The organism is Pseudomonas sp. LBUM1641, from assembly GCF_059716235.1.
The window spans coordinates 1,470,169-1,496,815 of record NZ_CP166815.1 but is presented as its reverse complement, the minus strand read 5'-3'; the positions used below and the strand labels follow the sequence as shown (position 1 = coordinate 1,496,815).

The following is a 26,647-nucleotide window of genomic DNA, read 5'->3' as shown; positions in this document are numbered from 1 at the left end:
AGTGCATTGATTACCGATGTTTTCTGGCATAATCGCGCCCCCTTACGACCGGGTCAGAAAACCTTCATGATCGATTTATTCAGCGGACTGGATGCTTGGGTTCTCGTGAGCCTGTTGCTCGCCCTGGCCTTTGTCCTCGCCTTCGAGTTCATCAATGGCTTTCATGACACCGCTAACGCGGTTGCCACAGTCATCTATACCAAAGCCATGCCTCCGCATCTGGCCGTGTTCTTCTCCGGGGTGTTCAACTTCCTCGGCGTGTTGCTCGGTGGTGTCGGTGTTGCATATGCCATCGTGCACTTGCTGCCGGTGGAGTTGCTGATCAATGTGAACACCGGCCACGGTCTGGCCATGGTCTTCTCGTTATTGGCCGCGGCGATCACCTGGAACCTCGGCACCTGGTATTTCGGGATCCCGGCGTCCAGCTCCCACACCCTGATCGGTTCGATCCTCGGTGTCGGCCTGGCCAATGCCCTGATCAACGACATTCCGCTGGCTGACGGCGTGAACTGGCAGAAAGCGATCGATATCGGCGCCTCGCTGGTGTTTTCGCCGATGGCTGGTTTCGCGGTGGCAGCCCTGGTGCTGCTCGGCCTGAAATGGTGGCGCCCGCTGTCGAAGATGCACAAGACACCGGACCAGCGTCGCAAACTCGACGACAAGAAGCACCCGCCGTTCTGGAACCGCCTGGTACTGGTGATTTCGGCAATGGCCGTGAGCTTTGTGCACGGTTCCAACGATGGTCAGAAAGGTATCGGCCTGATCATGCTGGTGTTGATCGGTATCGTGCCGGCGCAGTTTGTACTGGACCTGGGCAGCACCACTTACCAGATCGAGCGTACCCGCGACGCCACGCTGCACTTGAATCAGTTCTACCAGCGTAATCACGAAACCCTCGGTGAGTTCCTTGCTCTGGGCAAGAGTGTGAAAGACGATTTGCCGGGCAAGTTCCAGTGCAATCCGCAGCAGACTGAACCGACTATCAACGCCCTGCTGGGTACATTGAAAGGTGTCTCTGACTACCATTCGTTGACTGCCGAGCACCGGATTGAAGTGCGTCGTTATCTGTTGTGCCTGGATGACACCGCGAAGAAGGTGGGCAAGTTGCCTGGCCTGGAAGCGCGTGAGAAGTCGGACCTGGACAAGTTGCGCAAGGACCTGACGGCTACAACCGAATATGCACCGTTCTGGGTGATCCTGGCCGTGGCGCTGGCCTTGGGCCTGGGCACCATGGTGGGCTGGAAGCGTGTGGTGTTGACCATTGGTGAGAAGATCGGCAAGCAAGGGATGACCTATGCCCAGGGCATGTCGGCGCAGATCACCACGGCCAGCATGATTGGTTTGGCTAACATCTTTAGCCTGCCGGTATCCACGACCCATGTGTTGTCTTCGGGTGTGGCCGGGACCATGGTGGCTAACAAGAGTGGGCTGCAAGGCGGCACCGTTAAGACCATTTTGATGGCTTGGGTGTTGACGCTGCCGGCGACTGTGGGCCTTTCGGCTGGGTTGTTCTGGTTGGCTTCCAAGGCTTTGGGTAGCTGACAGATCTTTGGCTTGTGAAGAAGGTGCGACCTGTGAGGGTTGCGCCTTTTTTTATGACTGGGGTTTGGGTGAATATCCGTTATTTGGGTGATGGCTTCGATTGGTTCCGCTCTTACAGCGGCTCACTTTTGAAGAGCGCAAAAGTAAGCAAAACGCTCTTGCCCCACCACTCGGCACCTCGCCTAGGCTCGGTGTGCCCTCAGCTCCGGCAGCACGAAGCGGGCCGCCGCGACGGGGCGTCCCTGCCCCGTCGCGGCTAAACCGGCGTCCTGCCGGTTTACCCGCTCCGTACTGCCTACGTTCGGCCAGCGTGGTTTAACGGGGCGCCTAAGATCAAGATCACAAGCAGATCAAGGGCACAGCGGCCTACAGGCCGGCTTGAGTGTGGTGAAGCAACAGCAACAGCACAGCAAAATCAAAAGCGAGCACGGTCCAAATGTGGGAGCGGGCTTGCTCGCGAAGGTCGTTAACGATGACGCGGGCATCCTGATTCAACGCGGCGGTCTCAGGTTTTTCGCGAGCAAGCTCGCTCCTACAGAAAAGCAGCTTTGCTTTCGCTTCTACCACTCAAGCCGGCCTGTAGGCCGCTGTGCTCTGCTTTTGATCTGCGGGCCCCGTCAACCACGATGGCCGCAAGTAGGCACGGTGGAGCGGCTAAATCGGCAGGGAAGCCGATTTAGCCGCGCCGGGCCATGGATGGCCCGTCGCGGCGGCCCGCGGAACCGGGCCGGAGTGCGGGCATGCCGAGCCTAGGCGAGGCACCGAGTGGTGGGGCAAAGCGTTTTTTGGTTACTTTTTTAGGCGTTTGTAAAAAAGTGACCCGCTGTAAGAGCGGAACCATAAGTAGCCGTTACCTAAATAACGGATATACCCCCACACCCCACCACCAAATCCAAAACAAAAAAAAGGCGACCGAAGTCGCCCAAAATGCCTTGCGTGCTCATGTATCCCGAAAAGACCTAAGGCTTCTTACGCTTATTAGCGTCTTTCCAGATAAAAATTCCAAACCCTACAAAGAACATCACCATGAGGCCAACCGTCAGCACTCCGGCAAATACCACATTATCGAAAAACATGACCGGCCTCCTGCACTTGCCCTGTTGCGATAGGGCTAAGTTAACCAAGAAGACGAGAGAAGAAATTGACGAGGATCAATGTCGCCCGCAACGGAGCGTAAAGAAGGGAAATAACTGACCTGCATCAAACGATGCAGGCTATATCAACGCTTTTTCGGTTTGTTTTTCGGCTTTTTCTTAGGCTTACCCAACGGCATCGCCTGCTCAAACGCCTGGCGCACTTCATTCAGTCGTTTGTCATTCAGATCATGGACACGTTTGGCCCGTTCGGCATTCAGGTCTATCAGTTTGTCATCGTCACTCATGGCTTGGCTTACGTAATGGCTTGGATGCCCCAATAATGCGTCCTGCGCCAATCCCGCGTAAACAAAATCGGTGTCATCCAACCCATTTGCCCGCAAAATCCCCGATCCAAACCCTCACACAGAGCGTTCGACGTGGCACTGCACAAGGACCTTCCCCCACTCCTGGCCCTGCGCGCCTTTGAAGCCGTGGCCCGGCATCTGAGCTTTATCAAGGCCGCCGCCGAGCTGTCGGTGACCCAAAGCGCCCTAAGCCATCAAGTGCAGAAGCTCGAACAGCATCTGGGCAAGCCTCTGTTTATCCGACGAACCCGCGCCATCGATCTGACCGAAGACGGTCAACACTACTACGACCAAATCCGCCCCGCCCTCGACATCATCGCCGCCGCTACCCGCCAGCAACAAACCCCGCCCGCCACCACCGTGCTGCGCGTCGGCCTGCTCGCTTCGTTCGCCACCTTGTGGCTGGCGCCGCGCCTGGCCGGGTTTCTCAGCCGCTACCCGCACATTCAGGTGGAGTTGGTGCCCGCGATTCAACTGGCAGATGTCGCCGCCGCCGAGGTCGACCTGGCGATTCGCTACGGCAAGGGCGACTGGGCCGACGTGCAGGCCACGCGCCTGATGAGCGAAACCCTGTCACCGGTGTGCAGCCCGGCATTCAAGGCCAGCCAACTGGAGAACGGCCCGCTGTTGATGGCCACCTCGCACCGCCCTTTCGAGTGGACCGACTGGTCCCGGCATTACCAGGTGGATGTGGAGCATTACCCCAAGGCACTGTTGCACGACTACAACATCGTGGTGGAAGCCGCCGTCGCCGGCCAAGGCATCGCCATGGGGCGCCACCGCCTGATCGAGCGCAGGTTGAAGGATGGCACATTGGTGGAAGCCTTCGACTGGCCGCCCTACCACAGCGAGATCGGCTACTGGCTGATCACCCCGCAAGGCGACACCAGCCAAGCGGCCACCTGTTTCAGTGAATGGCTACGGGAAATCTGTGCCGACGCATGAGTTATTTCGATACGTCGAGTGAGATCTATCCGTTTGTCGACCAAAACCACGCCGCCCATGCTGAAGACTCTTCCCAAGAGGATTCAACATGAGCCATTCCATCTCGCAACGTGTACAAGCCCTCGGCCTGAGCCTGCCGACACCCAGCCAGCCGATCGCCAACTACGTCAATTACGTGATCAGCCAGAACCAACTGTTCATCTCCGGCCAAATCCCGCTGCAGGACGGCAAACCCACCTACATCGGCCGGCTTGGCGAGTCCATCAGCGAAGAAGAAGGTGCCAAGGCCGCCGAACTCGCCGCGCTGGGCTTGCTGGCGCAATTGAGCGATGCCCTGGGCGATGACCTGTCGCGGCTGGTGCGCATCATTCGGTTGGGCGTGTTTATCGCCAGCAGCGGTGATTTCCAGCGCCAGGGCGCAGTCGCGAATGGGGCTTCGAACCTGCTGGTCAACGCCCTGGGTGACAAAGGCCGGCACGCCCGTACTGCCGTGGGCGTCGCCAGTTTGCCGGGCGGTGTGGCAGTGGAGATCGATGCGATTTTCGAGCTGCAGCCGTGACCGCGCTGTCCCTGACGCAAGTCCGGGAACTGCGGGACGAAACGCCGGGCTGCCAGTCCGGCATCGTCCACTTCAACCACGCCGGGGCCTCCCTGCCGAGCCAAGGGACGCTCGACGCAATCATTGACCAGTTGCAACGCGAAGCCCGGGATGGGCCGATGGAGGCCGGCGAACACGGTGCACTATTGGCGGAAAAAGCCCGTCGCGCCGCCGCGCAATTGCTCAACGCGCCGGTGTCATCGATTGCCTTTGCCAGCAGCGGCTCGACCGCCTGGAGCATGGCGTTCCAGGCGCTGGGGCCGTGGAAACCGGGCGACCGTATTCTGGTGGGCCGCCACGAATGGGGCGGCAACCTGGCCAGCATGCAGACAGCCGTGCAAGCGGGTGCGCACGTAGAGGTGATCCCTTGCGATGAAACCGGCGCGGTGTCCGTCGCCGGCCTGGAAGCCATGCTCGACGCCCGGGTGCGGTTGATCGACCTGACCTGGCTCCCCGCCAACAGCGGCTTGATCAACCCTGCCGAGGCCATCGGCGCGTTGGCCAAGCGTCATGGCATAGCTTATTTCATCGACGCCGGGCAAGCCCTCGGCCAAGTGCCGGTGGATGTGCAAGCACTGTACTGCGATGTGCTCAAGGGCGCCGGGCGCAAGCATCTGCGAGGCCCGCGGGGAACCGCATTGCTGTATGTGCGGCCGGATTTTCTCGAGCGCTTGAACCCGGCCCAACGCGATGTGTTTTCTGCGCCCTGGAGCCCTGCGGGTTTCGATTTGCGCAACGACGCCCGGCGCTTTGAAACCAGCGAAGTGTCATTCGCGCTGTTGGCAGGCCTGGGCAATGCGTTGCTGGAGGTCAATCGACTGGGCGTTGAGCGGATTCGCCGGACGGTTCGGCTTCTAAGTGACACGATCCGCGAAGAACTACGCGGGATCGAGGGGATTACCCTGCATGATTTGGGTATTGCCGCAAACCAGTCCGCCCTGATCGCCTTCAACCTCGCCGGCTGGGACGCCTTCGAGCTAAAGCGCCGCCTGGGGCTCAAGCGAATCAACATCGGTGCCAACGGTGTGCCCTACACGCCGCTGGACATGCAAGCCCGCGAGCTGGACAGCGTGGCGCGAATCTCCGTGAGCTACCTCAACACGGCACAAGACATCGGGCAACTGATCGCCGCCCTGCACGAACTGCAGGATTAAACCTCGACGTCCACCCACAAGCCTTGGCGTGGCGCGTCTTCAATCAGCGGCACCACCGGCACGGTGTTGTCGGCGTTGAGTTCGTCACCGGGAACAGCCAGGTGCTCCTGCGGATCCTCATCGGCTTCGCGGCGGCGCTTTTGCTGTTCCTGCTGGCGTCGCTGTTCCTCGCGCAGCAACAGTGCCGCTTCCTCGGGGTCGCGCTTTTGCAGGTCGATGGTGCTTTCGTTGGAGCCTGGTTGAACCGGCACCACGGGCGGGATATCCGGTTTCTGGCGCACCGGGTCAAGCTGCGACGTGACCGGCACAACACTCAGGGGCAGCATGGGTGGCAGCATATTAATAGTCTCCTGTTCAGCAGACTGTCGGCTGCGTGGGTGACGACTTGAGCGTCAAGCCGCCAACTTGTGAACCAATCGTCATCTATCCGACGAACATACAGCCCTTTTTCTTGCCGCTTGTAGCTTAAAGCTTGAAGCTGCACCTATTCCTTTTGGTCTGGAAGCCGTGTTCCGTTAGAATAGTCGGCTTTTTCACGGCGGGAGTCAGGCAGCATGGCGCAGCAGTATCAACCGGGGCAACGCTGGATTAGTGACAGCGAAGCAGAGCTGGGGTTAGGCACCGTTCTGGCACAGGACGGCCGCTTGTTAACCGTGCTCTATCCGGCCACTGGCGACACTCGCCAGTATGCGCTACGGAATGCGCCCCTCACTCGCGTGAGGTTTTCGCCGGGTGACACCATCACCCATTTCGAAGGCTGGAAAATGACCGTGCAAGAAGTCGACGATGTCGACGGCCTGCTGGTCTACCACGGCCTCAATGGGCAGAACGAGCAGGTCACCCTGCCGGAAACCCAACTCTCGAACTTCATCCAGTTCCGTTTGGCCAGCGACCGTCTGTTCGCCGGCCAGATCGACCCGCTGGCCTGGTTCTCCCTGCGCTACCACACCCTTGAACACACCAGCCGCCAGTTGCAGTCCTCGCTCTGGGGCCTGGGCGGCGTGCGTGCGCAACCTATCGCGCACCAACTGCACATCGCCCGTGAAGTCGCCGACCGTATCGCGCCGCGGGTTCTGCTGGCAGACGAAGTGGGCCTGGGCAAGACTATCGAAGCCGGCCTGGTGATTCATCGCCAATTGCTGTCGGGTCGCGCCAACCGCGTACTGATCCTGGTGCCGGAAAACCTCCAGCACCAGTGGCTGGTGGAAATGCGCCGCCGCTTCAACCTGCAGGTTGCGCTGTTCGACGAAGAGCGCTTTATCGAAAGCGATGCCGCCAACCCGTTCGAAGACACCCAGCTCGCGCTGGTGGCCCTGGAATGGCTGGTGGACGACGAGAAGGCCCAGGACGCGCTGTTCGCCGCCGGCTGGGATTTGCTGGTGGTCGACGAAGCTCACCACCTGGTGTGGCACGAAGAAAAAGCCAGCCCCGAGTACACGCTGGTGGAGCAACTGGCCGAAGTGATTCCGGGCGTGCTGCTGCTCACCGCAACCCCTGAGCAACTGGGCCAGGACAGCCACTTCGCGCGCCTGCGCCTGCTGGACCCGAACCGTTTCCACGACCTGCACGCCTTCCGCGCCGAGAGCGAAAACTATCGCCCGGTGGCCGAAGCCGTTCAGGAGCTACTGGACAAGGGCCGCCTCTCGCCGGCCGCCCACAAGACCATCCAGGGTTTCCTCGGCAACGAAGGCGAAGCGCTGCTGACCGCCGTCAACGATGGCGACGCCGAAGCCAGCGCCCGTTTGGTACGCGAACTGCTGGACCGCCACGGCACCGGCCGCGTGCTGTTCCGCAACACCCGCGCCGCGGTGCAAGGCTTCCCGGAGCGCAAGCTGCACGCCTACCCGCTGCCGTGCCCTGACGAATACCTCGAACTGCCCCTGGGCGAACACGCCGAGTTGTACCCGGAAGTCAGCTTCCAGTCGCAGCCGGATGTGGATGAAGAACAACGCTGGTGGCGTTTCGACCCGCGCGTCGAGTGGCTGATCGATCAGCTGAAAATGCTCAAGCGCACCAAAGTCCTGGTGATCTGCGCCCACGCCGAAACCGCCATGGACCTGGAAGACGCCCTGCGCGTGCGCTCCGGCATCCCGGCCACGGTGTTCCACGAGGGCATGAACATCCTCGAGCGTGACCGCGCCGCTGCTTACTTTGCAGATGAAGAGTTCGGCGCCCAGGTGCTGATCTGCTCGGAAATCGGCAGTGAAGGCCGCAACTTCCAGTTCTCCCACCACCTGGTGCTGTTCGACCTGCCATCCCACCCGGACCTGCTGGAACAGCGGATCGGCCGTCTGGACCGGATCGGCCAGAAGCATGTGATCGAACTCCACGTGCCGTACCTGGAAACCAGCCCGCAAGAGCGCCTGTTCCAGTGGTACCACGAAGCGCTGAACGCGTTCCTCAACACCTGCCCGACCGGCAACGCCTTGCAGCACCAGTTCGGCCCGCGCCTGCTGCCGCTGCTGGAAAATGCCGACGACGGCGAGTGGCAAGCGCTGATCGACGAAGCCCGTGCCGAGCGCGAGCGCCTCGAAGCCGAGCTGCACACCGGCCGCGACCGTTTGCTGGAGCTCAACTCCGGCGGCGCTGGCGAAGGTGATGCGCTGGTGGAAGACATCCTGGAGCAAGACGACCAGTTCACCCTGCCGATCTACATGGAAACCCTGTTCGACGCCTTCGGCATCGACAGCGAAGACCATTCGGAAAACGCGCTGATCCTCAAGCCGAGCGAGAAAATGCTCGACGCCAGCTTCCCCCTGGGCGACGACGAAGGCGTGACCATCACCTACGATCGCAACCAGGCGCTGTCCCGCGAAGACATGCAGTTCATCACCTGGGAACACCCGATGGTGCAAGGCGGCATGGACCTGGTGCTGTCCGGTTCCATGGGCAACACCGCTGTGGCGCTGATCAAGAACAAGGCGCTCAAGCCGGGCACCGTGTTGCTGGAACTGCTCTACGTCAGCGAAGTGGTTGCCCCACGCTCGCTGCAACTGGGCCGCTACCTGCCACCGGCCGCGCTGCGCTGCCTGCTGGACGCCAACGGCAATGACCTGTCGGGCCGCGTCTCGTTCCTGACCTTGAACGACCAGCTGGAAAGCGTGCCGCGGGCCAGCGCCAACAAGTTCGTCCAGGCCCAGCGCGACCAACTGACGCCACGGATCAACGCCGGTGAAGAGAAGATCGCCCCGCGTCACGCCGAGCGCGTGGCCGAGGCTCAACGTCGCCTGGCGGCGGACACCGACGAAGAACTGGCGCGCCTGACCGCGTTGCAAGCGGTCAACCCGACCGTGCGTGACAGCGAACTGGTTGCCCTGCGCCAACAGCGCGAGCAAGGTCTGGCCATGCTCGACAAGGCTGCGCTGCGACTGGAAGCGATTCGGGTGCTGGTAGCGGGCTAACCTCGCCGCCCCGCCCTGCTGAACAAAGAGGCCCGCGCAATGCGGGCCTTTTTTATGGGTATCGGTAACCTCTGTGGCGAGGGGGCTTGTCCCCCGTTGGGCTGCGTAGCGGCCCCAAAAGAGCGGGAGCGCTGCGCACTCCAACGGGGGGCAAGCCCCCTCACCACAGGGATTATGTATTCAGGCAGTAACCGCCGTAGCCGGCACCTCCACCACCCCCAACCCATCCTTCATCCGCTGGGCATCCCGCACAAAACACCGCGACGCCTGGAACAAAAACAGCATGGTCAGAAACAGCGCCACCGGAATCAGGTACATGGCATCGTGCAAGCCTATGGCTTTATAAGCCTCGGTCATCTGCTCCGCCCCCGCCGCATACATCGCCGAATGGGCAAAATGATCCGACAACCCGCCCACCACAATCGGCCCCATGCCACCACCCAGCAAATACAAACCGGCGAAGAACAATGCCATCGCCGTCGCCCGCAAGCGCGGCTCCACCACGTCCTGAATCGCCGTATAAACACAGGTATAGAAGTTGTAGGCAAACAACCAGCCGACACTGAACAGCGCCACAAACACACCAATTTCGATCCGCCCGGCATGCAACGCCCAGGCGGTGGTCACGGTGGAGATAATCAAGCTGCAGGCCGCGAACAACAGCCGCCCATTGGCCACCCGCTGATGGATCTTGTCCGCCACCCAACCGCCCAGCGTCAGGCCAAACAACCCCGTCACCCCGACAATCACCCCGGTCGCCACCGCCGCATCCTGCAACGGCAGCAGGAAATAGCGCTGCAGCATCGGCACCAGGAACGAGTTGCAGGCGTAGGTGGCGAAGTTGAAGCACAAGCCTGCCAGCACCAGCCAAAGGAACGTCGGTACCGCCAGCACCCGGCGAATCGGGCGGTCGACTTTCTCTTGGGAGACTTGCACGGTTTCGGCGGCGCCGCGCTTGGGTTCCTTGATGTAGAACATGAACACCGCGAGGATCAGCCCCGGCACCGCCGCAATAAAGAACGGCGCGCGCCAGCTGTCGAACGCCTTGACCATCGCACCGATAGTGAAGAACGCCAGCAACAGGCCCAAAGGCAGACCCAGCATAAAGATGCCCATGGCCCGCGCCCGGCGGTGGGCCGGAAACAAGTCGCCAATCAACGAGTTCGCCGCCGGTGCATAGCTGGCCTCGCCGATGCCGATGCCCATGCGCACCAGCAAAAAGGTCCAGAAACTGCCCACCAAGCCATTGACCGCCGTCAGGCCGCTCCACGCCGCCAGGCCCCAGCCCATGAGCTTACTGCGCGAGCCAGTATCGGCAATGCGCCCCAGGGGCAAGCCAGCAATCGCATAAACAATGGTAAACGCAGTACCGATGATGCCGAGCTGGAAGTCGCTGAGGTGCCACTCCATCCGGATCGGTTCGATGATGATCGCGGGGATGGTGCGGTCGAAAAAATTGAACAGGTTGGCCAGGAACAACAGGAACAGAATGCGCCAGGCATTCGCCGCTTGGGTCGAGTTCTGCATGGGTCCGTCTCTTTTATTGTTATGTGAGCCGCGATGCCAGACGCATCCTGAGCCCGGAACCTGCAATCTAGTCAGCCCTGTGATGATTGTCTGTAATGATTCGTAAGTCTGATGTCACTCCATCGGGCGACCCGTGCTGTCATCCCTACGCATTTGGTTCTAGTTGTTTATGAACTCATCGCCAAATAATTAGAAGCAATTTGCCATCAGCCCTTGCAACCCGCTCAGGCTCTCTATACTTAGAGCATTGTCAGACAAAGACTCTGTGACGGGACATGCTATGGAATGGCTTGGTTTGCATTTTTTTACCGACCTTCCGGACAGCGGGCACTTATTACTCAATTGCAGTCATAACCCCTTTCTGGTGCTACTGGCTTACGTAGTGGCGTGTGCGGCGGGCTTCGGCACCCTGGACATGGCCGAACGTGTCGGCCACGTCGACAACCCCAAGGCTCAACGGCACTGGCGCTGGGTAGGCGCGGGCTGCCTGGCTGGCGGAATCTGGGCGACCCACTTCATCAGCATGCTGGCCTTCCAGGCGCCTATCGCGATTCACTACGAATTGATCATGACGTTTGCCTCGCTGCTGATCGCCCTGATTGCCTCGCTGTTCGCCATGCAAACCCTCAGTCATCCAAAGCTGCGTCTTCACCAATATGTGCTGGCGTCGGTATGGATGGGGCTGGGCATTGCACTGATGCACTACGTCGGCATGTCGGCCATGCAATCCGAAGCAGGCGTGTACTTTCAGACCGGATTGTTTCTGGCCTCAGTGGTGATCGCCATCGGCGCCAGCCTGGCCGCGTTGCTGCTGTCACTCTACCTGCGCAACGGCACCGGCATGTTCCATCAATTGCTCAAGTACGCGGCCAGCCTGGTGCTCGGCGCCGGGATTATCAGCATGCACTTCACCGGCATGGCGGCCATGCAACTGCTGTTGCCCGAGGGCGTGGTGCCGTCGGCGTTGCCGGTGGACAACAACCCGATCCAACTGGGCCTGCTGGTCGCCGTCATCGCCTTGCTGGTGATCGGCAGCAGCATCAGCGCCGCCCTGGCAGACAAAAAACTGCAACACAAGGAAACCGACCTGCGCCGGGTCAACGCCCTGCTCACCGAACTCGACCAGGCCCGCGCCTCCCTGCAGCAAGTGGCGCATTACGACGCCTTGACCAGCCTGCTCAACCGCCGTGGTTTCAACCAGATCTTCGCCGAGAAGCTCGCGGAAAAAACCGCCACCGACGGCATGCTGGCGGTGATCTTCCTGGATATCGACCACTTCAAGCGCATCAACGACAGCCTCGGCCATGACGCCGGTGACGAACTGCTGACCGTGCTGGCCGGCCATATCAAAAGCTCGGTGCGCAGCCATGACGACGTGGTCGCGCGGTTTGGCGGTGATGAGTTCTGCATCCTGATCAGCATCCATCATCGCGATGAAGCGCGGCACATGGCCCAGCGCATCATGCAGAAAATGAAAGACCCCGTAGAGTTGGCCGGCCGGCGCATGGTGATGACCACCAGCATCGGCATCAGCCTCTTCCCTGAAGACGGCAAAACCAGCGAAGAGCTGCTGAAAACTGCCGACCTGGCGTTGTATCAGTCCAAGGATGCCGGGCGTAACAGCCTGAACTTCTTCAGCTCCAACCTGAAAACCCGGGCCTTCCTGGAACTGCAACTGGAAGAAGAACTGCGCGCCGCGCTGCGCGGCAAGAACGAACTGGTGCTGTTTTACCAACCGATTCTTGACCTGAAAAAAGGCAAGATCACCCGCCTCGAAGCCCTGGTGCGCTGGCAACATCCGCAACATGGCCTGCTGACCCCGGACCGGTTCATCAGCATTGCCGAAAACAACGGGCTGATTGCCGAACTCGATCACTGGGTATTGCGCCAGGCCTGTCACGACCTGAGCCTGCTGTCGGAGCAGGGCCACACTGAATTGATCATGGCCGTGAACTGCTCGGCCCTGAACCTGACCCGTGACGAATTGGCCGATGAAATCGAAAGTGCCCTGCGCTTCGGTGGAATTGCCGCCAACCGCCTCGAACTGGAAGTGACCGAAAACGCCCTGATGGGCAATATCAGCAGCACCCTGGCACTGCTGCGGCAAATCCGCGCCTTGGGCGTCTCGCTGTCCATCGACGACTTTGGCACCGGCTATTCGTCCCTCGCCTACCTCAAGCGCCTGCCGCTGAACACCTTGAAAATCGACCGTTCATTTATCCAGGACATTCCCAAGTCCAATGCCGACATCGAGATCGTCCAGGCGATCATCGGCATGGCCCACACCCTGCATTTGCAGGTGGTGACCGAAGGTGTGGAAACCCTGCAACAATTTGAAGTGGTGCAAAAACACGGTTGTGATTTCGTTCAGGGTTACTTGCTCAGCGCTGCGGTGCCGATGAGTGATATCGGCGCGGTGATCAATGGCCTTGATCAGCACAACATGTTCAGCCTGCTGGGTCTTACGGGAGGTGAACCCACGCAGAAAGACCCGCCTTCGGAGCGCACAGGCCCGGCGTCCATCGTCAGGCCAATTCGCTGACGCCGTTTATTTGGCAAATCGCCATCATTTCACTAAAGAACCCCGACGAACGGCCGATTCATCAGAGTCCGGCCAGGATTTCCCCTTAAAACCCTAGGGTTAAACCCTATCGCCCAGGACCAGGACGCACTGTAAAGTCGCGATCTCTCATTCCGTGATGGCTATTTGATACTTTTTCAGCCATCCGTCCAGGCACATGGCGCACAATGACTTCTAAAAATAACTCTGCCACCGCGGTATCCGACGTGTTGCTGACAGCCCCTGCGGAAAAACCCTCAGGTTCAAAGTCATTGAGCAGCGCCCGCCCACTGGCCACCCAGCAGTACCTGTACTTCACCGAAACCAACACCGACCGCATCCTCGACAACCTCGACGGCCTGCGCGACATGGTGTTCCCGCGCGCTCCGCACCTGGAAGTTGACGGCGAACTGCGCAACGAGCAGGAATTCCCCTCGGTGTGCCTGATCGGCCTGGGCCGCTGCGGCTCGAACATTGCCCTGGATGTGGCGGAGCTGGTGTACAACGCCCGCAAGTTCTACCTCAACGAATTCAGCAACGAAGACAAATCCACCGACAAGGGCTACCGCCCCGCCCAGTGGATTCGCAACAACCTGCGCCTGGGTTCGAACAAAGGCACCAAGCCGGTGTTCCTGGTCGAGCCGCTGGTGATGCTGGGCGACCTGGACAAGGACATCGCCGGGCGCATCCGTTTCTCGCGCAAGGGAGAGAAAAGCGGATTCCTGCGGGACTACAGCAAGATGAAAATCATGGACCTCTCGGAAGTCCATGCCGGTGGCGCCGGTAACGCGCCGATCCTTGGCCAGTACCTGGCCAAGATCATCCTCAACAAAGACACCCAGCGCTTTTCCAGCCCCGACTGGAAGATGATCCACTCGTACCTGATCGACTCCTGCGGCATCAAGGCCAACCAGTCGCGCCTGTACTTCTCGATCTTCAGCGCCGGCGGCGGTACCGGCTCGGGCATGGCCTCGGAATTCGGCCTGGCCCAGCAGCACTCGTACATGAACAAGACGTTCGACACCAAGCCCGCCGACGAGCATGACAGCAAGAGCGGCCACGCCTTTGTGTTCGAGCCGATCTTCACCAGCGGCATTTGTGTGCTGCCGAACATCTCCGATCACCGCAGCGAAATGTCCGAGGCACTGCACATCAACGCCGGGCGGCTGTTGTGCAAATACCTGTCGGAAGAATGGGATTTCTCGTACAACTTCGACAATGAAGACAGCAGCGAGGCCAGCGTGAAAGGCCGTATCCGGCCGTGGAACGCGATGATGCTGATCTCCAACGACATCATGCGGTATGCCGAAGAAAGCGATGACGGCAATATCCAGAACATTGATGTCAATGCCATGGAGAAGCACGCCAACCAATACATCTCGCAGCAGATCTTCAACATTCTGACGGCTCAGGCGGTTACGACCGACTACGACCAGAACTACTTCCGTCGGGCCGGCATCGACATCGGCGAGACCATCCGCCTGGATGCCAACGACCTGTTCATGAGCCTGGCGGGCCCGGTGGCGATTGCCTACGCCGAATCGGTGGTGCCGGAAACGCCGGCGCCTTCGAGCGACAAGTTCAAGGTGTTCGAAAAAGAGCCGCAGCGGCTGAATATCGATGACCTGTTTTTCCGTTCCATTGATCTGCCGCACTTCAACAAGGTGACCCAGGCGATCGAGGGCATCAGCCTGTTGCCGATTGAGTCCAAGCGCTACAAGGCCTCCTTGGAGCAGTACAAGAACTCCGGGTATGACGCGGCGGCGCTGCATGACCTGCACTTCTTCAAGAACTGCTCGTCGGTGGTGTCGATTGTGTCGTTGCCCAAGGATTACAAGCTGTCCTATATGGACCTGAATCGGCTCAAGACGCACCTCAACAGTCTGTTCCCAAACACCACGCTCAAGCGGTATGCGCTGGTGATCGGGGCGTCGGCCAACTTGTCGCTCACGACCTTGATCGCTAAAAGCCCGTGCCTGTCGGATGATTTTTTGACGTTGATCGTGGCGTTTATCAAGCGCTGCTTTGCGAGGAATCCATATCGGTTTGATGACACGCTGGATAATTCGATTCTGGATTTCATCATCCATGATGATTTTGATGAGGACCGGATTGATGAGCTGCTCAATGAGTTTGAGAACCCGGCGAAGATTCTGGATACCAACTGGTATGCCATCAAGCCGATGTATGAGAAGAAGTATCGTGAGTTGATCAACGACAAGGACAAGTTTGTGTCGATCAACGATATTCGGCTGTCGCGGGATTGTGTGAAGAAGGCGATCAAGTACCTGCGTGAGATTTATCGTCACCGGATTGGGAAGACCAAGGTTATTTCGCTGAATAACCATACTGGGAAGACTGCGTAGGCGCTTTTGTTGCTGAGGTGGGGTGTATATCCGTTATTTGGGTTGGGGCTGATATGGGTTCCGCTCTTACAGCGGCTCACTTTTGAACAGCGCAAAAGTAAGCAAAACGCTCTTGCCCCACCACTCGGCACCTCGCCTAGGCTCGGTGTGCCCTCAGCTCCGGCAGCACGAAGCGGGCCGCCGCGACGGGGCGTCCCTGCCCCGTCGCGGCTAAACCGGCGTCCTGCCGGTTTACCCGCTCCGTACTGCCTGCGTTCGGCCAGCGTGGTTTAACGGGGCGCCTAAGATCAAGATCAAAAGCAGATCAAGGGCACAGCGGCCTACAGGCCGGCTTGAGTGTGGTGAAGCAACAGCAACAGCAACAGCAACAGCCAAATCAAAAGCTAAAGCGGGCACGGTCCAAATGTGGGAGCGGGCTTGCTCGCGAAGGTCGTTAACGATGACGCGGGCATCCTGAATGAGCGCGGCGCCCTCAGGTTTTTCGCGAGCAAGCCCGCTCCCACAGAAAAGCAGCTCTGCTTTCGCTCTGGATCTTGCCTCTGCTTCTAACACTCAAGCCGGCCTGTAGGCCGCTGTGCTCTTGCTTTTGATCTGCTTGTGATCTTGATCTGCGGACCCCGTCAACCACGATGGCCGCAAGTAGGCACGGTGGAGCGGCTAAATCGGCAGGGAAGCCGATTTAGCCGCGCCGGGCCATGGATGGCCCGTCGCGGCGGCCCGCGGAACCGGGCCGGAGTGCGGGCATGCCGAGCCTGGGCGAGGCACCGAGTGGTGGGGCAAAGACCTTTTGGTTACTTTTGGCTGGGCCGGCATTCCGGGCGTTTGCCAAAAGTGACCCGCTGTAAGAGCGGAACCATAGGCGGCCGTTACCTAAATAACGGATATGTACTCCAAAAACTCACACCCAGAAACAATTCCCCCCACATTCCGCCGCGAACAAAACTGTTCCCATGACGCGCACGTAACCCCCGCCTGTGACCTTTCTCTACGGCAACATGCCATCACCGCAAATGCAGTTACCCCGCTACACACTCAAACCCTGAAAATTCACGCACCATTTTCGCGCAGCGATTTCCTACCCCGCCCTTTCCTGGATCAGAATCCACGGCGAAACCACCACCGCCCACAAGCTCGGATCCCGCTCAACCAGGTCCAATGCCCGCGTCGCAGACACCTCGCCAAGACTCCCCGCAGCCAGCCAGGCAGCGACTTTCTCACGGTTATCCTCAGCCATACCCTCAGCGGCCTCGATCAAATCCAGCCCGGCGTCGACCCACAATAGGGCACCCTTGGCAAAGAACGGCTCAAGCTCCTTCCAGGAAATTTCGGCGGTTTCACCAAGCAGCTTGGCATAGAGGGTGCTAGGTTCTTGCGTCATGGGAGTTCACCTGAAGAAAAAATCGGCGCAATCATACCGTCGAGCACCAGGCAGAAAAACCCAGTTGCAAATGAGGCACCGAACGAAAGTGTCAGGAAAGCCAAGGATTGCCCGAAACTCTGGCATCACCCCGCCGCAATTCTGTCTTTTTCTTTCATTTAAGCGACACACCCGGGTTTTGCCCCTAGCAGCCAGCTTTTCAAGCGATCAACCGGCGCTCTACACTGTACCGGTACAGTTGCCAGGCCGCTGCCGGGGGATATCCGAGATATCTGATCCGGTTCTGCAGCTCACAAGGCCGCTAGAACTATAAAAAATACAACAGTAAGAGTGGAGCACTATGAATAAGGCTACTAAGCAGATTTCCAAACTGTTTGCCGCTATGGTCCTGGCCGGGGTTGCCAGCCATTCGTTCGCAGCTGACACCATCAAGATCGGTATTGCCGGCCCTAAAACCGGCCCTGTGACCCAATACGGCGACATGCAGTTCATGGGCGCCAAGCAGGCCATCGCCGACATCAACGCCAAGGGCGGCGTGGATGGCAAAATGCTCGAAGCCAAAGAATACGACGACGCTTGCGATCCAAAACAAGCCGTGGCCGTAGCCAACAAAGTGGTCAACGACGGCGTCAAGTTCGTGGTCGGTCACCTTTGCTCCAGCTCCACTCAGCCAGCATCCGACATCTACGAAGACGAAGGCGTGATCATGATCACCCCGGCAGCCACCAGCCCGGAAATCACTTCCCGTGGCTACAAGCTGATCTTCCGTACCATCGGCCTGGACAGCGCCCAGGGCCCTGCGGCCGGCAACTACATCGCCGACCACGTGAAGCCGAAAGTCGTAGCCGTTATCCACGACAAGCAGCAGTACGGTGAAGGCATCGCCACCGCCGTCAAGCAGACCCTCGAGAAGAAAGGCGTGAAAGTTGCCCTCTTCGAAGGCATCAACGCTGGCGACAAAGACTTCGGCTCGCTGATTCAGAAGCTCAAGCAAGCCAACGTCGACTTCGTCTACTACGGCGGCTACCACCCTGAGCTGGGCCTGATCCTGCGCCAAGCCAAGGAAAAAGGCGTGAACGCCAAGTTCATGGGCCCGGAAGGCGTCGGCAACGACTCCATCTCGCAAATCGCCCAGGGCGCTTCCGAAGGCCTGCTGGTCACCCTGCCGAAGTCTTTCGACACCGATCCTGCCAACAAGGCAATCGTTGAAGAGTTCGCCAAGAACAAGCAGGACCCAACCGGTCCGTTCGTGTTCCCGGCCTACTCGGCTGTTGAAGTGATCGCCGGCGGTATCGCTGCCGCGAAAAGCGAAGACACCGCCAAAGTGGCTGCTGCCATTCACGCCGGTACCTTCAAGACCCCAACCGGCGACCTGAGCTTCGACGCCAAGGGCGACCTGAAGGACTTCAAGTTCGTGGTCTACGAATGGCACTTCGGCAAACCAAAAACCGAAGTTTCCCCTCAGTAAGCCAGGCGTTACTGGTCAACAAGCCCACTGTGCAAGCAGTGGGCTTTGTTTTACGAGGTTTATGGGCCTGACACCCGCGATCCGGGAGTGGGTTCACCTGAAAATCTTAAAACCGTCACCAGCGGTTCGCTGGCAAACGCTTTGTGCAACCTGATCACAGAACAGGGCACCGAGCCGGAAATTGACTCCACCAGTGAAATGCGTATCGGGTTTTTAGGAGCGCTGTAATGCCTGAGATCTATCATTTTTTCCAAACGCTGGTTAACGGCATGACCGTTGGCAGCACCTATGCCTTGATAGCCATTGGCTACACAATGGTTTACGGCATCATTGGAATGATTAACTTCGCCCATGGCGAGGTGTACATGATTGGTTCCTACGTGGCCTTCATCGCCCTTGCCGGGCTGGCCATGATGGGTATCCACTCCCTGCCGCTGTTGATGACCGCTGCATTCCTGGCGTCCATCGTCGTAACCAGTGCCTATGGCTACAGTATCGAACGCGTTGCGTACCGCCCATTGCGTGGCAGCAACCGCTTGATCCCGCTGATCTCTGCGATCGGCATGTCGATTTTCCTGCAGAACACCGTATTGCTGTCCCAGGATTCCAAGGACAAATCCATTCCCAACCTGATCCCGGGGAGCTTCTCCTTCGGCCCAGGTGGCGCACAAGAAGTGCTGATTTCCTACATGCAGGTCCTGGTCTTCGTCGTCACCCTGGTGGCAATGCTCGGCCTGACCCTGTTCATCTCCCGCTCCCGTCTGGGGCGCGCCTGCCGGGCCTGCGCCGAAGACATCAAGATGGCCAACCTGTTGGGCATCAACACCAACAACATCATCGCCCTGACCTTCGTCATCGGTGCCGCACTGGCGGCTGTCGCCGCTGTATTGCTGAGCATGCAGTATGGCGTGATCAACCCCAACGCTGGTTTCCTGGTGGGCCTCAAGGCCTTCACCGCAGCGGTATTGGGCGGCATCGGCAGCATTCCGGGTGCGATGCTCGGCGGGCTGGTGCTGGGTGTGGCTGAAGCCTTTGGCGCCGATGTGTTCGGTGACCAGTACAAGGACGTGGTGGCATTCGGTCTATTGGTTCTGGTGCTGTTGTTCCGGCCGACCGGCATTCTGGGCCGTCCGGAGGTTGAGAAAGTATGAGCAGATATCTTAAATCGGCGTTTTTCAGCGCCTTGCTGGTGTGGGCCGTGGCCTTTCCGGTACTCGGGCTCAAGCTGAGCATTGTCGGGATCAACCTGGAAGTGCATGGCACCGGTCCCGTCACATTGACCATCATTGCCCTGTGCTCGGTGCTGATGTTCCTGCGCGTGCTGTTCACCCAGCAGGTCGGGGCACTCCTCAAGTCCAACCGTGGGCCGTTGGTTTCGCCCAAGGTCAGCCAGTTCCTGACCCTGCCGCGTACCCAGCGCTACATCATCATCGGCCTGATCGTGGCCGCGTTGATCTGGCCGTTCTTCGGTTCCCGTGGCGCGGTGGATATCGCAACGCTGATCCTGATCTACGTGCTGCTGGGCCTGGGCCTGAACATTGTGGTGGGTCTGGCCGGCTTGCTCGACCTGGGCTATGTGGGCTTCTATGCGGTGGGTGCCTACACCTACGCGCTGCTCTCGCATTATCTGGGCTGGGGCTTCTGGATCTGCCTGCCACTGGCCGGCATGGCGGCCGCCACATTTGGCTTCCTGCTGGGCTTCCCGGTACTGCGCTTGCGCGGTGACTATCTGGCGATCGTGACCTTGGGCTTCGGTGAAATCATCCGTCTGTTCCTGCGTAACCTCACCGATATCACCGGCGGGCCCAATGGCATCAGCAGCATTCCCAAGCCAACGTTCTTCGGGCTGACGTTCGACCGCACCGCAGCCGAAGGCATGCAGACTTTCCACGAGTACTTCGGGCTGGATTACAACCCGGTGAGCAAAGTGGTGTTCCTGTACCTGGTGGCGCTGTTGCTGGCACTGGCCGCACTGTTCGTGATCAACCGTCTGCTGCGCATGCCAATCGGCCGTGCGTGGGAAGCGCTGCGCGAAGATGAAATCGCCTGCCGTGCATTAGGCATGAACCCGACCGTCATCAAACTTTCGGCATTCACCCTCGGGGCAACCTTCGCCGGTTTCGCAGGCAGCTTCTTCGCCGCTCGCCAGGGTTTGGTGACTCCGGAGTCGTTCACCTTCATCGAGTCGGCAATCATCCTCGCCATCGTGGTGCTGGGTGGCATGGGCTCGCAGCTGGGTGTGATCCTCGCGGCGATCGTAATGATCCTGCTGCCGGAAATGATGCGTGAGTTCAGCGAATACCGCATGTTGATGTTCGGCGCCATGATGGTGCTGATGATGATCTGGCGTCCTCAAGGCCTGCTGCCCATGCAACGTCCACACATGGAGCTGCGCAAATGAGCCGCGAGATCCTGAAAGTCGAAAATTTGAGCATGCGCTTCGGCGGTTTGCTCGCGGTCAACGGCGTGGCCCTGACCGTACAAGAGAAGCAGGTTGTGGCTCTGATCGGCCCCAACGGCGCCGGCAAGACCACGGTGTTCAACTGCCTGACCGGCTTCTACAAACCAAGCGGCGGCAGCATCCTGCTGGATGGCCAGCCAATTCAGGGCCTGGCCGGCCACGAAATCGCCCGCAAAGGCGTGGTGCGTACCTTCCAGAACGTGCGGTTGTTCAAGGACATGACAGCGGTCGAGAACCTGTTGATCGCCCAGCATCGTCACTTGAACACCAACTTCTTTGCCGGCCTGTTCAAGACCCCGTCGTTCCGCAAGAGCGAACGCGAGGCCATGGAATACGCCGCGTACTGGCTGGACAAGGTCAACCTCACCGAGTTTGCCAACCGCCCTGCCGGTACCCTGGCCTACGGTCAGCAACGTCGCCTGGAAATCGCCCGCTGCATGATGACCCGTCCGCGGATCCTGATGCTCGACGAACCGGCCGCCGGCCTGAACCCAAAGGAAACCGAAGACCTCAAGGCGCTGATCAGTGTGCTGCGTGAAGAAAACAACGCCACTGTGCTGCTGATCGAACACGACATGAAACTGGTCATGAGCATTTCCGACCATATCGTCGTGATCAACCAGGGCACGCCACTGGCCGACGGAACGCCGGAGCAGATCCGCGACAACCCGGCCGTGATCAAAGCCTATTTGGGGGAAGCGTAAAATGCTGCAATTCGAAAACGTTTCCACTTTCTACGGCAAGATCCAGGCGCTCCACAACGTCAACGTCGAAGTGCGCCAGGGCGAGATCGTCACCCTGATCGGGGCCAACGGTGCCGGCAAATCCACGCTGCTGATGACCTTGTGCGGTTCGCCCCAGGCTCATAGCGGCAGCATCCGCTACATGGGTGAGGAACTGGTGGGCCAGGCCTCCTCCGAGATCATGCGCAAGAGCATTGCCGTGGTTCCGGAAGGTCGCCGGGTATTTGCCCGCCTGACCGTGGAAGAGAACCTCGCCATGGGCGGGTTCTTTACCGACAAGGGCGATTACCAGGAGCAGATGGACAAGGTGCTGCACCTGTTCCCTCGGCTCAAGGAACGCTTCAGCCAGCGCGGCGGCACCATGTCCGGTGGCGAACAGCAAATGCTCGCCATCGGCCGTGCGCTGATGAGCAAGCCCAAGCTGTTGCTGCTGGACGAACCGTCCCTGGGCCTGGCGCCGATCATCATCCAGCAGATCTTCGACATCATCGAACAACTGCGTAAGGACGGTGTAACGGTGTTCCTCGTGGAGCAGAACGCCAACCAGGCACTGAAGATCGCCGACCGCGCCTATGTGCTGGAAAACGGCCGGGTGGTGATGCAGGGCAGCGGCGAACAACTGCTGACCGATCCGAAAGTGCGTGAGGCTTATTTGGGCGGTTGATGCCCATCTGGCTAATGTATGAGCGGGCTTTTGTGGGAGCGGGCTTGCTCGCGAAGGCGGTGGATCAGCCAACTTATTGGGTGACTCAACCACTGCCTTCGCGAGCAAGCCCGCTCCCACATTTGTTTTGTGTGAACCAAAGACTTTGGCGAAACCTGAAATTATTTTCCCCAGGTTTGTAACGAATCCCTTCCCCTTATCTCTAGTGGTGTAAGCAGGCAACTACGCTTGCCAACTCAACCCACTGCTGGAGATACACCATGACTACCAAAACCCGTTCGCTGTCCGCTGCCACCCTCGTCCTGGCCCTGGGTTCGGCCCTGAGTCTGTCCGCCCTGACCTCCACCGCCCACGCTGCTGACGACATGCAGAAATGCTTCGGTGTAGCCGAAGCCGGTAAGAACGATTGCGCTGCAGGCGCGGGCACTTCCTGCGCCGGCACCTCGAAGGTCAAGGACCAAGCCAACGCCTGGAAATTGGTCCCAGCCGGCACCTGCCTGAAAACCCCAAGCGCCACCTCGCCAACCGGCTTCGGCCAGGAAGCCGCCTTCACCGCCAAGTCCTGAATCCCTGCGCAGCCTGAGTACTGACGATGACGCTTGCATGCACCTATTCCATCTCCCAGGCTCAGGCGCCCGGCCTCCCCTATCGGGCCGGGCTGGGGCTCAAGAGCGAGCACTTCAGCGAAGTGCTCGAGACTGCCCCCGACATCGGTTTTTTCGAAGTCCACGCCGAAAACTACATGGTGGCCGGCGGGCCTTTCCATCACTACCTGGGCTTGATCCGCGAACGATACCCGCTGTCGCTGCACGGTGTAGGCCTGTCCATCGGCGGCGAAGGTCCGCTGAACGATGAGCACTTGGTGCGCTTGGCCGCGCTGATCGAACGCTATCAACCCCACTCGTTTTCCGAACACCTGGCCTGGTCCAGCCACGGCCCGGTGTTTCTCAATGATTTGCTGCCGCTGGCGTATGACGATCAAACCCTGAAGCGGGTGTGCGAACACATCGACCAGGTGCAAACCCGCCTGCAACGGCCAATGCTGCTGGAGAACCCGTCGACCTACCTGCAGTTCCAGTGTTCCACCCTGGAAGAGACCGACTTCATCAGCGAAGCGATCCGCCGCACCGGCTGCGGGCTGCTGCTGGACGTCAACAATGTGTATGTGTCGTGCATCAACCATCAGCAAGACCCGCTGAAGTACATCGATGCCTTGCCGCTGCACGCCGTGGGCGAGATTCATCTGGCAGGGTTTGCCGAAGACACCGACAGCCTCGGTGATCGTTTGCTGATTGATGATCACGGCGCGCCGATCGACAACGCGGTATGGCAGCTCTACCAACAGGTCCTTGCGCGCACCGGGCCGGTCGCCACGCTGATCGAGCGCGACAATCAGGTGCCCGCGTTCAGCGTGCTGCACGCCGAGGCCCGCGAGGCCGAACGGTTCCTGCTGGAGGTGCGCGCATGAGCGGCCAGGATGTGTTTGCTTGCGCCCTGCTGTCGCCCGACGAAAGCTGCCCGCAAGGTGTGTTCAGCCGTAACGGCGCCGATCCGGCCAGTCGTTTTGCGGTGTACCGAAACAATGTCCACAGCTCACTGATCAACGCCCTGGCCGCCGGCTACCCGGTCACCTTGCAACTGGTGGGCGATGAGTTTTTTCGGGCGATGGCCGGCTTGTATGTCCAGGATTTCCCCCCAACCAGTCCGCTGATCAACGAGTACGGCGGCGACCTGGCTGACTTTATCCAAGGCTTCGCGCCCGCCGCCAGCGTGCCCTACCTGGCTGACGTGGCGCGCCTGGAGCGGCTGCGGGTCAGGGCCTACCACGCGGCAGACGCAATGCCACTGGATCAGCAGGAGGTCATCGCCACCCTGCAACAACAGTCAGACCTGGGCGAACTGCGCCTGCAACTGCATCCATCCCTTGCCCTCCTGAACTCGGCCTACGCCGTGGTGGCGTTATGGGCTGCGCACCAGACAGACGAATCCCTCGCCACTCTCGACCCCTTCCATGCCCAAAGCGCGCTGGTACTGCGCAACGGCCTGCACGTACAGGTATTTCACATCGGCAGCGGCGCCGCCGCGTTTATCAACAGCCTGAACAACGGTTGGCCGCTGGAAATGGCCGTGGCCTACGCACTCGATGCGGCCGCCGAATTTGACCTGCACCACTGCCTGGCCCTGCTGGTCGGCCACGGCGCCATCACCCACTTGCACACAGAACCCAAGGTATCGCCATGAACACCGCCGCTCCCGGGCTGATCCAACGGATCATCCAGCTCTTCGAGAAAATCCCCTACAGCCTGATCGCCTTCGTCGCACGCTTCTCTATTGCAGCGGTGTTCTGGAAATCCGGCCAGACCAAGGTCGAAGGCTTCGCCGTGGACCTGATCGGCGGCACGTTCCAGCTGGGCTGGCCGCACTTGGCGCCGTCCACCCTGCCGCTGTTTCGCAGCGAATACCACGTGCCGCTGCTGTCAGCGGAAGTCGCAGCGCATATGGCCGCGTTCGCCGAACATTTCTTCCCCGTGCTGATCCTGGTGGGGTTTGCCACACGGTTCTCGGCGCTGGCGTTGCTGGGCATGACCCTGACCATCCAGCTGTTCGTCTACCCGGACGCTTACCCGACCCACGGCACCTGGATCGCGCTGCTGTTGCTGTTGATGGCCAAGGGGCCAGGCTGCTTCTCCATTGATCACCTGATCGCGCGACGCTTGCGCTAAAGGCGATCCAGGGCCTCGCCGCTGCGCTTGAACCAGCCCACCAGATAATCCGCCAGGACCTGAGTGCGGCGCGGCAGGCCGCCCTGATACGGATGGACCAGGTACATCGGCATGCTGCGGGTCTGATAATCCCGCAGGAGCCAGCGCAGGCGACCGTCAGCCAATTCCGTGTGCAACACGTAGGAAGGCAAACGCGCGATGCCTGCGCCCACCAGCGCCGCCTTCTTCAGCAAGTTGTAATGGTTGGAAGCAAAGGTCCCGGATACACGAACCCGCAGCAGCTCATGTTGCTGGTGATACAGCCACTCTTCACGACCGCTGTAGTGGCTGTTCAGCAGGCAGTTGTGCCCCACCAGCTCAGCCGGTGTCAGCGGCTCGCCGTGCTGTTCCAGATAAGCCGGGCTGGCGCAGGTCATCTCGTGCCAGGCCAGTAACGGCTTGGCCACCAATCGCTCGTCGTTGGCGACTTCGGAGCGTACCGCCAAGTCAAAACCGTCCCGCGACAAGTCTCGATAATGGTTGTTGAGCTCCAGCTCGATCTGCACCTGCGGGTACTCCCGGGAAAACTCCAGCAATAAACCATCGAAGAAGGTTTCACCCAGGGAAACCGGAACGGTCATACGCACCGGGCCGACCAAATCGTCCTTGAGCCTGGCCAGTGCCTGACGTGCCCGCTCCACCTGCACCACCAACGCCTGGGCCTGCGGCAACAGCGCCGCCCCCGCCGCCGTCAGGCTCAAACGGCGCGTGGTGCGATGCAACAACACCACCGAAAACTGTGCCTCCAACTGGCTGATGCGCTTGGACAGCTGCCCCTTGCTGCAGCCCAACTGCTGGGCCGCCAGGGTAAAGCTGCCGGCTTCGATCAACACCGCAAACGCCGCCAGGTCATCCATTTCGCTCATGGATTGTTTCCATTTGAAAACCAAAGGTTGCCTATTAGTGCACTTATCCGCGCAAAAAATCACTTTAGACTGAAAACTCACCTACACATCTGGAGGAAGGCACGATGAAAATCCTGTTGATTGGCGCAAGCGGCACCGTGGGTTCGGCGGTCAAGGCAGAACTGTCCCAACGGCATGAAGTGATCAGCATCGGTCGCAAGAGTGGCGACTTCCAGGTCGACATCAGCGACAGCGCCTCGATCCGCAAACTGTTCGAACAGACCGGCAAGTTCGACGCACTGATCTGCGCCGCCGGCAGCGTCAACTTCGTGCCCCTGGGCGAAATGAGCGCAACCGATTTTGACCTGGGCCTGCAAGACAAGCTGATGGGCCAGGTGAACCTGTTGCTGATTGGCCGCGAGTTCGCCAATGACGGTGCGTCGTTCACCTTCACCAGCGGCATTCTCAACCGCGATCCAATTCGCACCGGCGCTTCGGCGGCCCTGGTCAACGGCGCGCTGGATGCATTCGTGAAAGCTGCAGCGATCGAACTGCCTCGCGGCCTGCGTATCAACTCGGTGAGTCCGACCGTGCTGCTGGAAGCCATGGGCAGCTACGCGCCGTACTTCCGTGGCTACAAACCGGCTCCTGGAGCTGAGGTGGCGTTGGCCTACGCGAAAAGCGTGGAAGGCTTGCAAACGGGGCAGACGTTTATTGTTGGTTGATTCAACCTGTGTCCCGGGCTTGTGATGCACCGCCAGCCTGCGTAACGTGGCGGCACTTATCAGGAGA

Annotated in this window: 24 protein-coding genes; 18 read left to right on the top strand and 6 right to left on the bottom strand. The window is 59.8% G+C overall.

All coding sequences use genetic code 11. The annotated features are described in order from the left end of the window. Positions 1-66 precede the first annotated feature (66 nt). The gene (locus ACA046_RS06750; protein WP_076016552.1) at positions 67-1,542 is read left to right on the top strand and encodes an inorganic phosphate transporter; all 1,476 of its coding nucleotides are present in this window, start codon (positions 67-69) and stop codon (positions 1,540-1,542) included. A gap of 959 nt (positions 1,543-2,501) precedes the next feature. Here ACA046_RS06750 and ccoM read toward each other — a convergent pair. Next, entirely contained in the window at positions 2,502-2,618 is a 117-nt protein-coding gene (ccoM, locus tag ACA046_RS06745; RefSeq protein ID WP_010176679.1) for a cytochrome c oxidase subunit CcoM, read from the bottom strand. A 143-nt stretch (positions 2,619-2,761) separates the two neighbouring features. Further along, a complete protein-coding gene (locus tag ACA046_RS06740; RefSeq protein WP_143503642.1) occupies positions 2,762-3,004 on the bottom strand; it encodes a hypothetical protein in 243 nt (80 codons plus the stop codon). A 51-nt stretch (positions 3,005-3,055) separates the two neighbouring features. Between ACA046_RS06740 and ACA046_RS06735 the strand changes: the two genes are divergently transcribed. The 3 genes from ACA046_RS06735 (at position 3,056) to ACA046_RS06725 (ending at position 5,680) form a co-directional block, all read left to right on the top strand. Beyond that, positions 3,056-3,928 carry a LysR substrate-binding domain-containing protein gene (locus ACA046_RS06735; RefSeq protein WP_497676147.1) on the top strand — a complete coding sequence of 291 codons (873 nt, stop codon included), beginning with the start codon at positions 3,056-3,058 and terminating at the stop codon, positions 3,926-3,928. Positions 3,929-4,016: 88 nt separating this feature from the next. Further along, positions 4,017-4,487 carry a RidA family protein gene (locus ACA046_RS06730; RefSeq protein ID WP_497676146.1) on the top strand — a complete coding sequence of 157 codons (471 nt, stop codon included), beginning with the start codon at positions 4,017-4,019 and terminating at the stop codon, positions 4,485-4,487. Continuing rightward, positions 4,484-5,680, top strand: coding sequence for an aminotransferase class V-fold PLP-dependent enzyme (locus tag ACA046_RS06725; protein ID WP_497676145.1), 1,197 nt, complete (start codon positions 4,484-4,486; stop codon positions 5,678-5,680). The genes ACA046_RS06730 and ACA046_RS06725 overlap by 4 nt, the downstream gene beginning before the upstream one ends. On the opposite strand, the gene ACA046_RS06720 is transcribed toward ACA046_RS06725, so the two are convergent. After that, complete coding sequence (locus ACA046_RS06720) at positions 5,677-6,018, bottom strand: aspartate-semialdehyde dehydrogenase (RefSeq protein ID WP_076016549.1); 342 nt, start codon at positions 6,016-6,018, stop codon at positions 5,677-5,679. The genes ACA046_RS06725 and ACA046_RS06720 overlap by 4 nt on opposite strands. A gap of 216 nt (positions 6,019-6,234) precedes the next feature. On the opposite strand from ACA046_RS06720, the gene rapA reads away from it, so the two are divergent. Further along, positions 6,235-9,081: an RNA polymerase-associated protein RapA gene (gene rapA, locus ACA046_RS06715; RefSeq protein WP_076016548.1), complete on the top strand. Its 2,847-nt coding sequence runs from the start codon at positions 6,235-6,237 to the stop codon at positions 9,079-9,081. A gap of 180 nt (positions 9,082-9,261) precedes the next feature. Here the strand turns inward: rapA and ACA046_RS06710 are convergent, their stop codons facing one another. Then, a complete protein-coding gene (locus tag ACA046_RS06710; protein WP_497676144.1) occupies positions 9,262-10,608 on the bottom strand; it encodes a spinster family MFS transporter in 1,347 nt (448 codons plus the stop codon). A gap of 280 nt (positions 10,609-10,888) precedes the next feature. Between ACA046_RS06710 and ACA046_RS06705 the strand changes: the two genes are divergently transcribed. Together ACA046_RS06705 and ACA046_RS06700 are read left to right on the top strand one after the other, a co-directional pair. Then, positions 10,889-13,150: a putative bifunctional diguanylate cyclase/phosphodiesterase gene (locus ACA046_RS06705; RefSeq protein WP_497676143.1), complete on the top strand. Its 2,262-nt coding sequence runs from the start codon at positions 10,889-10,891 to the stop codon at positions 13,148-13,150. A 206-nt stretch (positions 13,151-13,356) separates the two neighbouring features. Beyond that, positions 13,357-15,534, top strand: coding sequence for a hypothetical protein (locus ACA046_RS06700; RefSeq protein WP_459026572.1), 2,178 nt, complete (start codon positions 13,357-13,359; stop codon positions 15,532-15,534). 1,075 nt (positions 15,535-16,609) lie between these two features. Here the strand turns inward: ACA046_RS06700 and ACA046_RS06695 are convergent. After that, positions 16,610-16,912, bottom strand: coding sequence for a DUF2288 domain-containing protein (locus ACA046_RS06695; RefSeq protein WP_010176688.1), 303 nt, complete (start codon positions 16,910-16,912; stop codon positions 16,610-16,612). Positions 16,913-17,252: 340 nt separating this feature from the next. Here ACA046_RS06695 and ACA046_RS06690 point away from each other — a divergent pair, with 340 nt between their 5' ends. The 10 genes from ACA046_RS06690 (at position 17,253) to ACA046_RS06645 (ending at position 24,971) form a co-directional block, all read left to right on the top strand. Further along, positions 17,253-18,380, top strand: coding sequence for a branched-chain amino acid ABC transporter substrate-binding protein (locus tag ACA046_RS06690; RefSeq protein ID WP_076016607.1), 1,128 nt, complete (start codon positions 17,253-17,255; stop codon positions 18,378-18,380). Positions 18,381-18,425: 45 nt separating this feature from the next. After that, positions 18,426-18,608, top strand: a complete 183-nt coding sequence (locus tag ACA046_RS06685) for a hypothetical protein (RefSeq protein ID WP_143503643.1) — start codon at positions 18,426-18,428, stop codon at positions 18,606-18,608. Next, positions 18,608-19,531, top strand: coding sequence for a high-affinity branched-chain amino acid ABC transporter permease LivH (gene livH / locus ACA046_RS06680; protein ID WP_076016606.1), 924 nt, complete (start codon positions 18,608-18,610; stop codon positions 19,529-19,531). Before ACA046_RS06685 ends, livH begins: the two co-directional genes overlap by 1 nt. After that, positions 19,528-20,781: a high-affinity branched-chain amino acid ABC transporter permease LivM gene (locus ACA046_RS06675; RefSeq protein WP_076016605.1), complete on the top strand. Its 1,254-nt coding sequence runs from the start codon at positions 19,528-19,530 to the stop codon at positions 20,779-20,781. The genes livH and ACA046_RS06675 overlap by 4 nt, the downstream gene beginning before the upstream one ends. After that, complete coding sequence (livG, locus tag ACA046_RS06670) at positions 20,778-21,545, top strand: high-affinity branched-chain amino acid ABC transporter ATP-binding protein LivG (RefSeq protein WP_076016604.1); 768 nt, start codon at positions 20,778-20,780, stop codon at positions 21,543-21,545. Before ACA046_RS06675 ends, livG begins: the two co-directional genes overlap by 4 nt. A gap of 1 nt (position 21,546) precedes the next feature. Next, positions 21,547-22,248, top strand: a complete 702-nt coding sequence (locus ACA046_RS06665) for an ABC transporter ATP-binding protein (protein WP_017479361.1) — start codon at positions 21,547-21,549, stop codon at positions 22,246-22,248. A 260-nt stretch (positions 22,249-22,508) separates the two neighbouring features. Further along, a complete protein-coding gene (locus tag ACA046_RS06660) occupies positions 22,509-22,814 on the top strand; it encodes a BufA1 family periplasmic bufferin-type metallophore (RefSeq protein WP_076016603.1) in 306 nt (101 codons plus the stop codon). A gap of 26 nt (positions 22,815-22,840) precedes the next feature. Then, positions 22,841-23,716 (top strand): MNIO family bufferin maturase, encoded by an 876-nt coding sequence (bufB, locus tag ACA046_RS06655; protein WP_497676142.1) that lies wholly within the window; start codon positions 22,841-22,843, stop codon positions 23,714-23,716. Then, positions 23,713-24,489 (top strand): HvfC/BufC N-terminal domain-containing protein, encoded by a 777-nt coding sequence (locus tag ACA046_RS06650; protein ID WP_497676141.1) that lies wholly within the window; start codon positions 23,713-23,715, stop codon positions 24,487-24,489. The genes bufB and ACA046_RS06650 overlap by 4 nt, the downstream gene beginning before the upstream one ends. Then, positions 24,486-24,971: a DoxX family protein gene (locus ACA046_RS06645; RefSeq protein ID WP_421525472.1), complete on the top strand. Its 486-nt coding sequence runs from the start codon at positions 24,486-24,488 to the stop codon at positions 24,969-24,971. The genes ACA046_RS06650 and ACA046_RS06645 overlap by 4 nt, the downstream gene beginning before the upstream one ends. Here ACA046_RS06645 and ACA046_RS06640 read toward each other — a convergent pair. Next, on the bottom strand, positions 24,968-25,876 hold the full coding sequence (locus tag ACA046_RS06640) for a LysR family transcriptional regulator (RefSeq protein ID WP_459026560.1): 909 nt from the start codon (positions 25,874-25,876) through the stop codon (positions 24,968-24,970). The two genes, ACA046_RS06645 and ACA046_RS06640, sit on opposite strands and share 4 nt — an antisense overlap. Before the next feature lie 104 nt (positions 25,877-25,980). Here ACA046_RS06640 and ACA046_RS06635 point away from each other — a divergent pair, with 104 nt between their 5' ends. Then, entirely contained in the window at positions 25,981-26,580 is a 600-nt protein-coding gene (locus ACA046_RS06635; RefSeq protein ID WP_010176697.1) for a short chain dehydrogenase, read from the top strand. Positions 26,581-26,647: the final 67 nt, after the last annotated feature.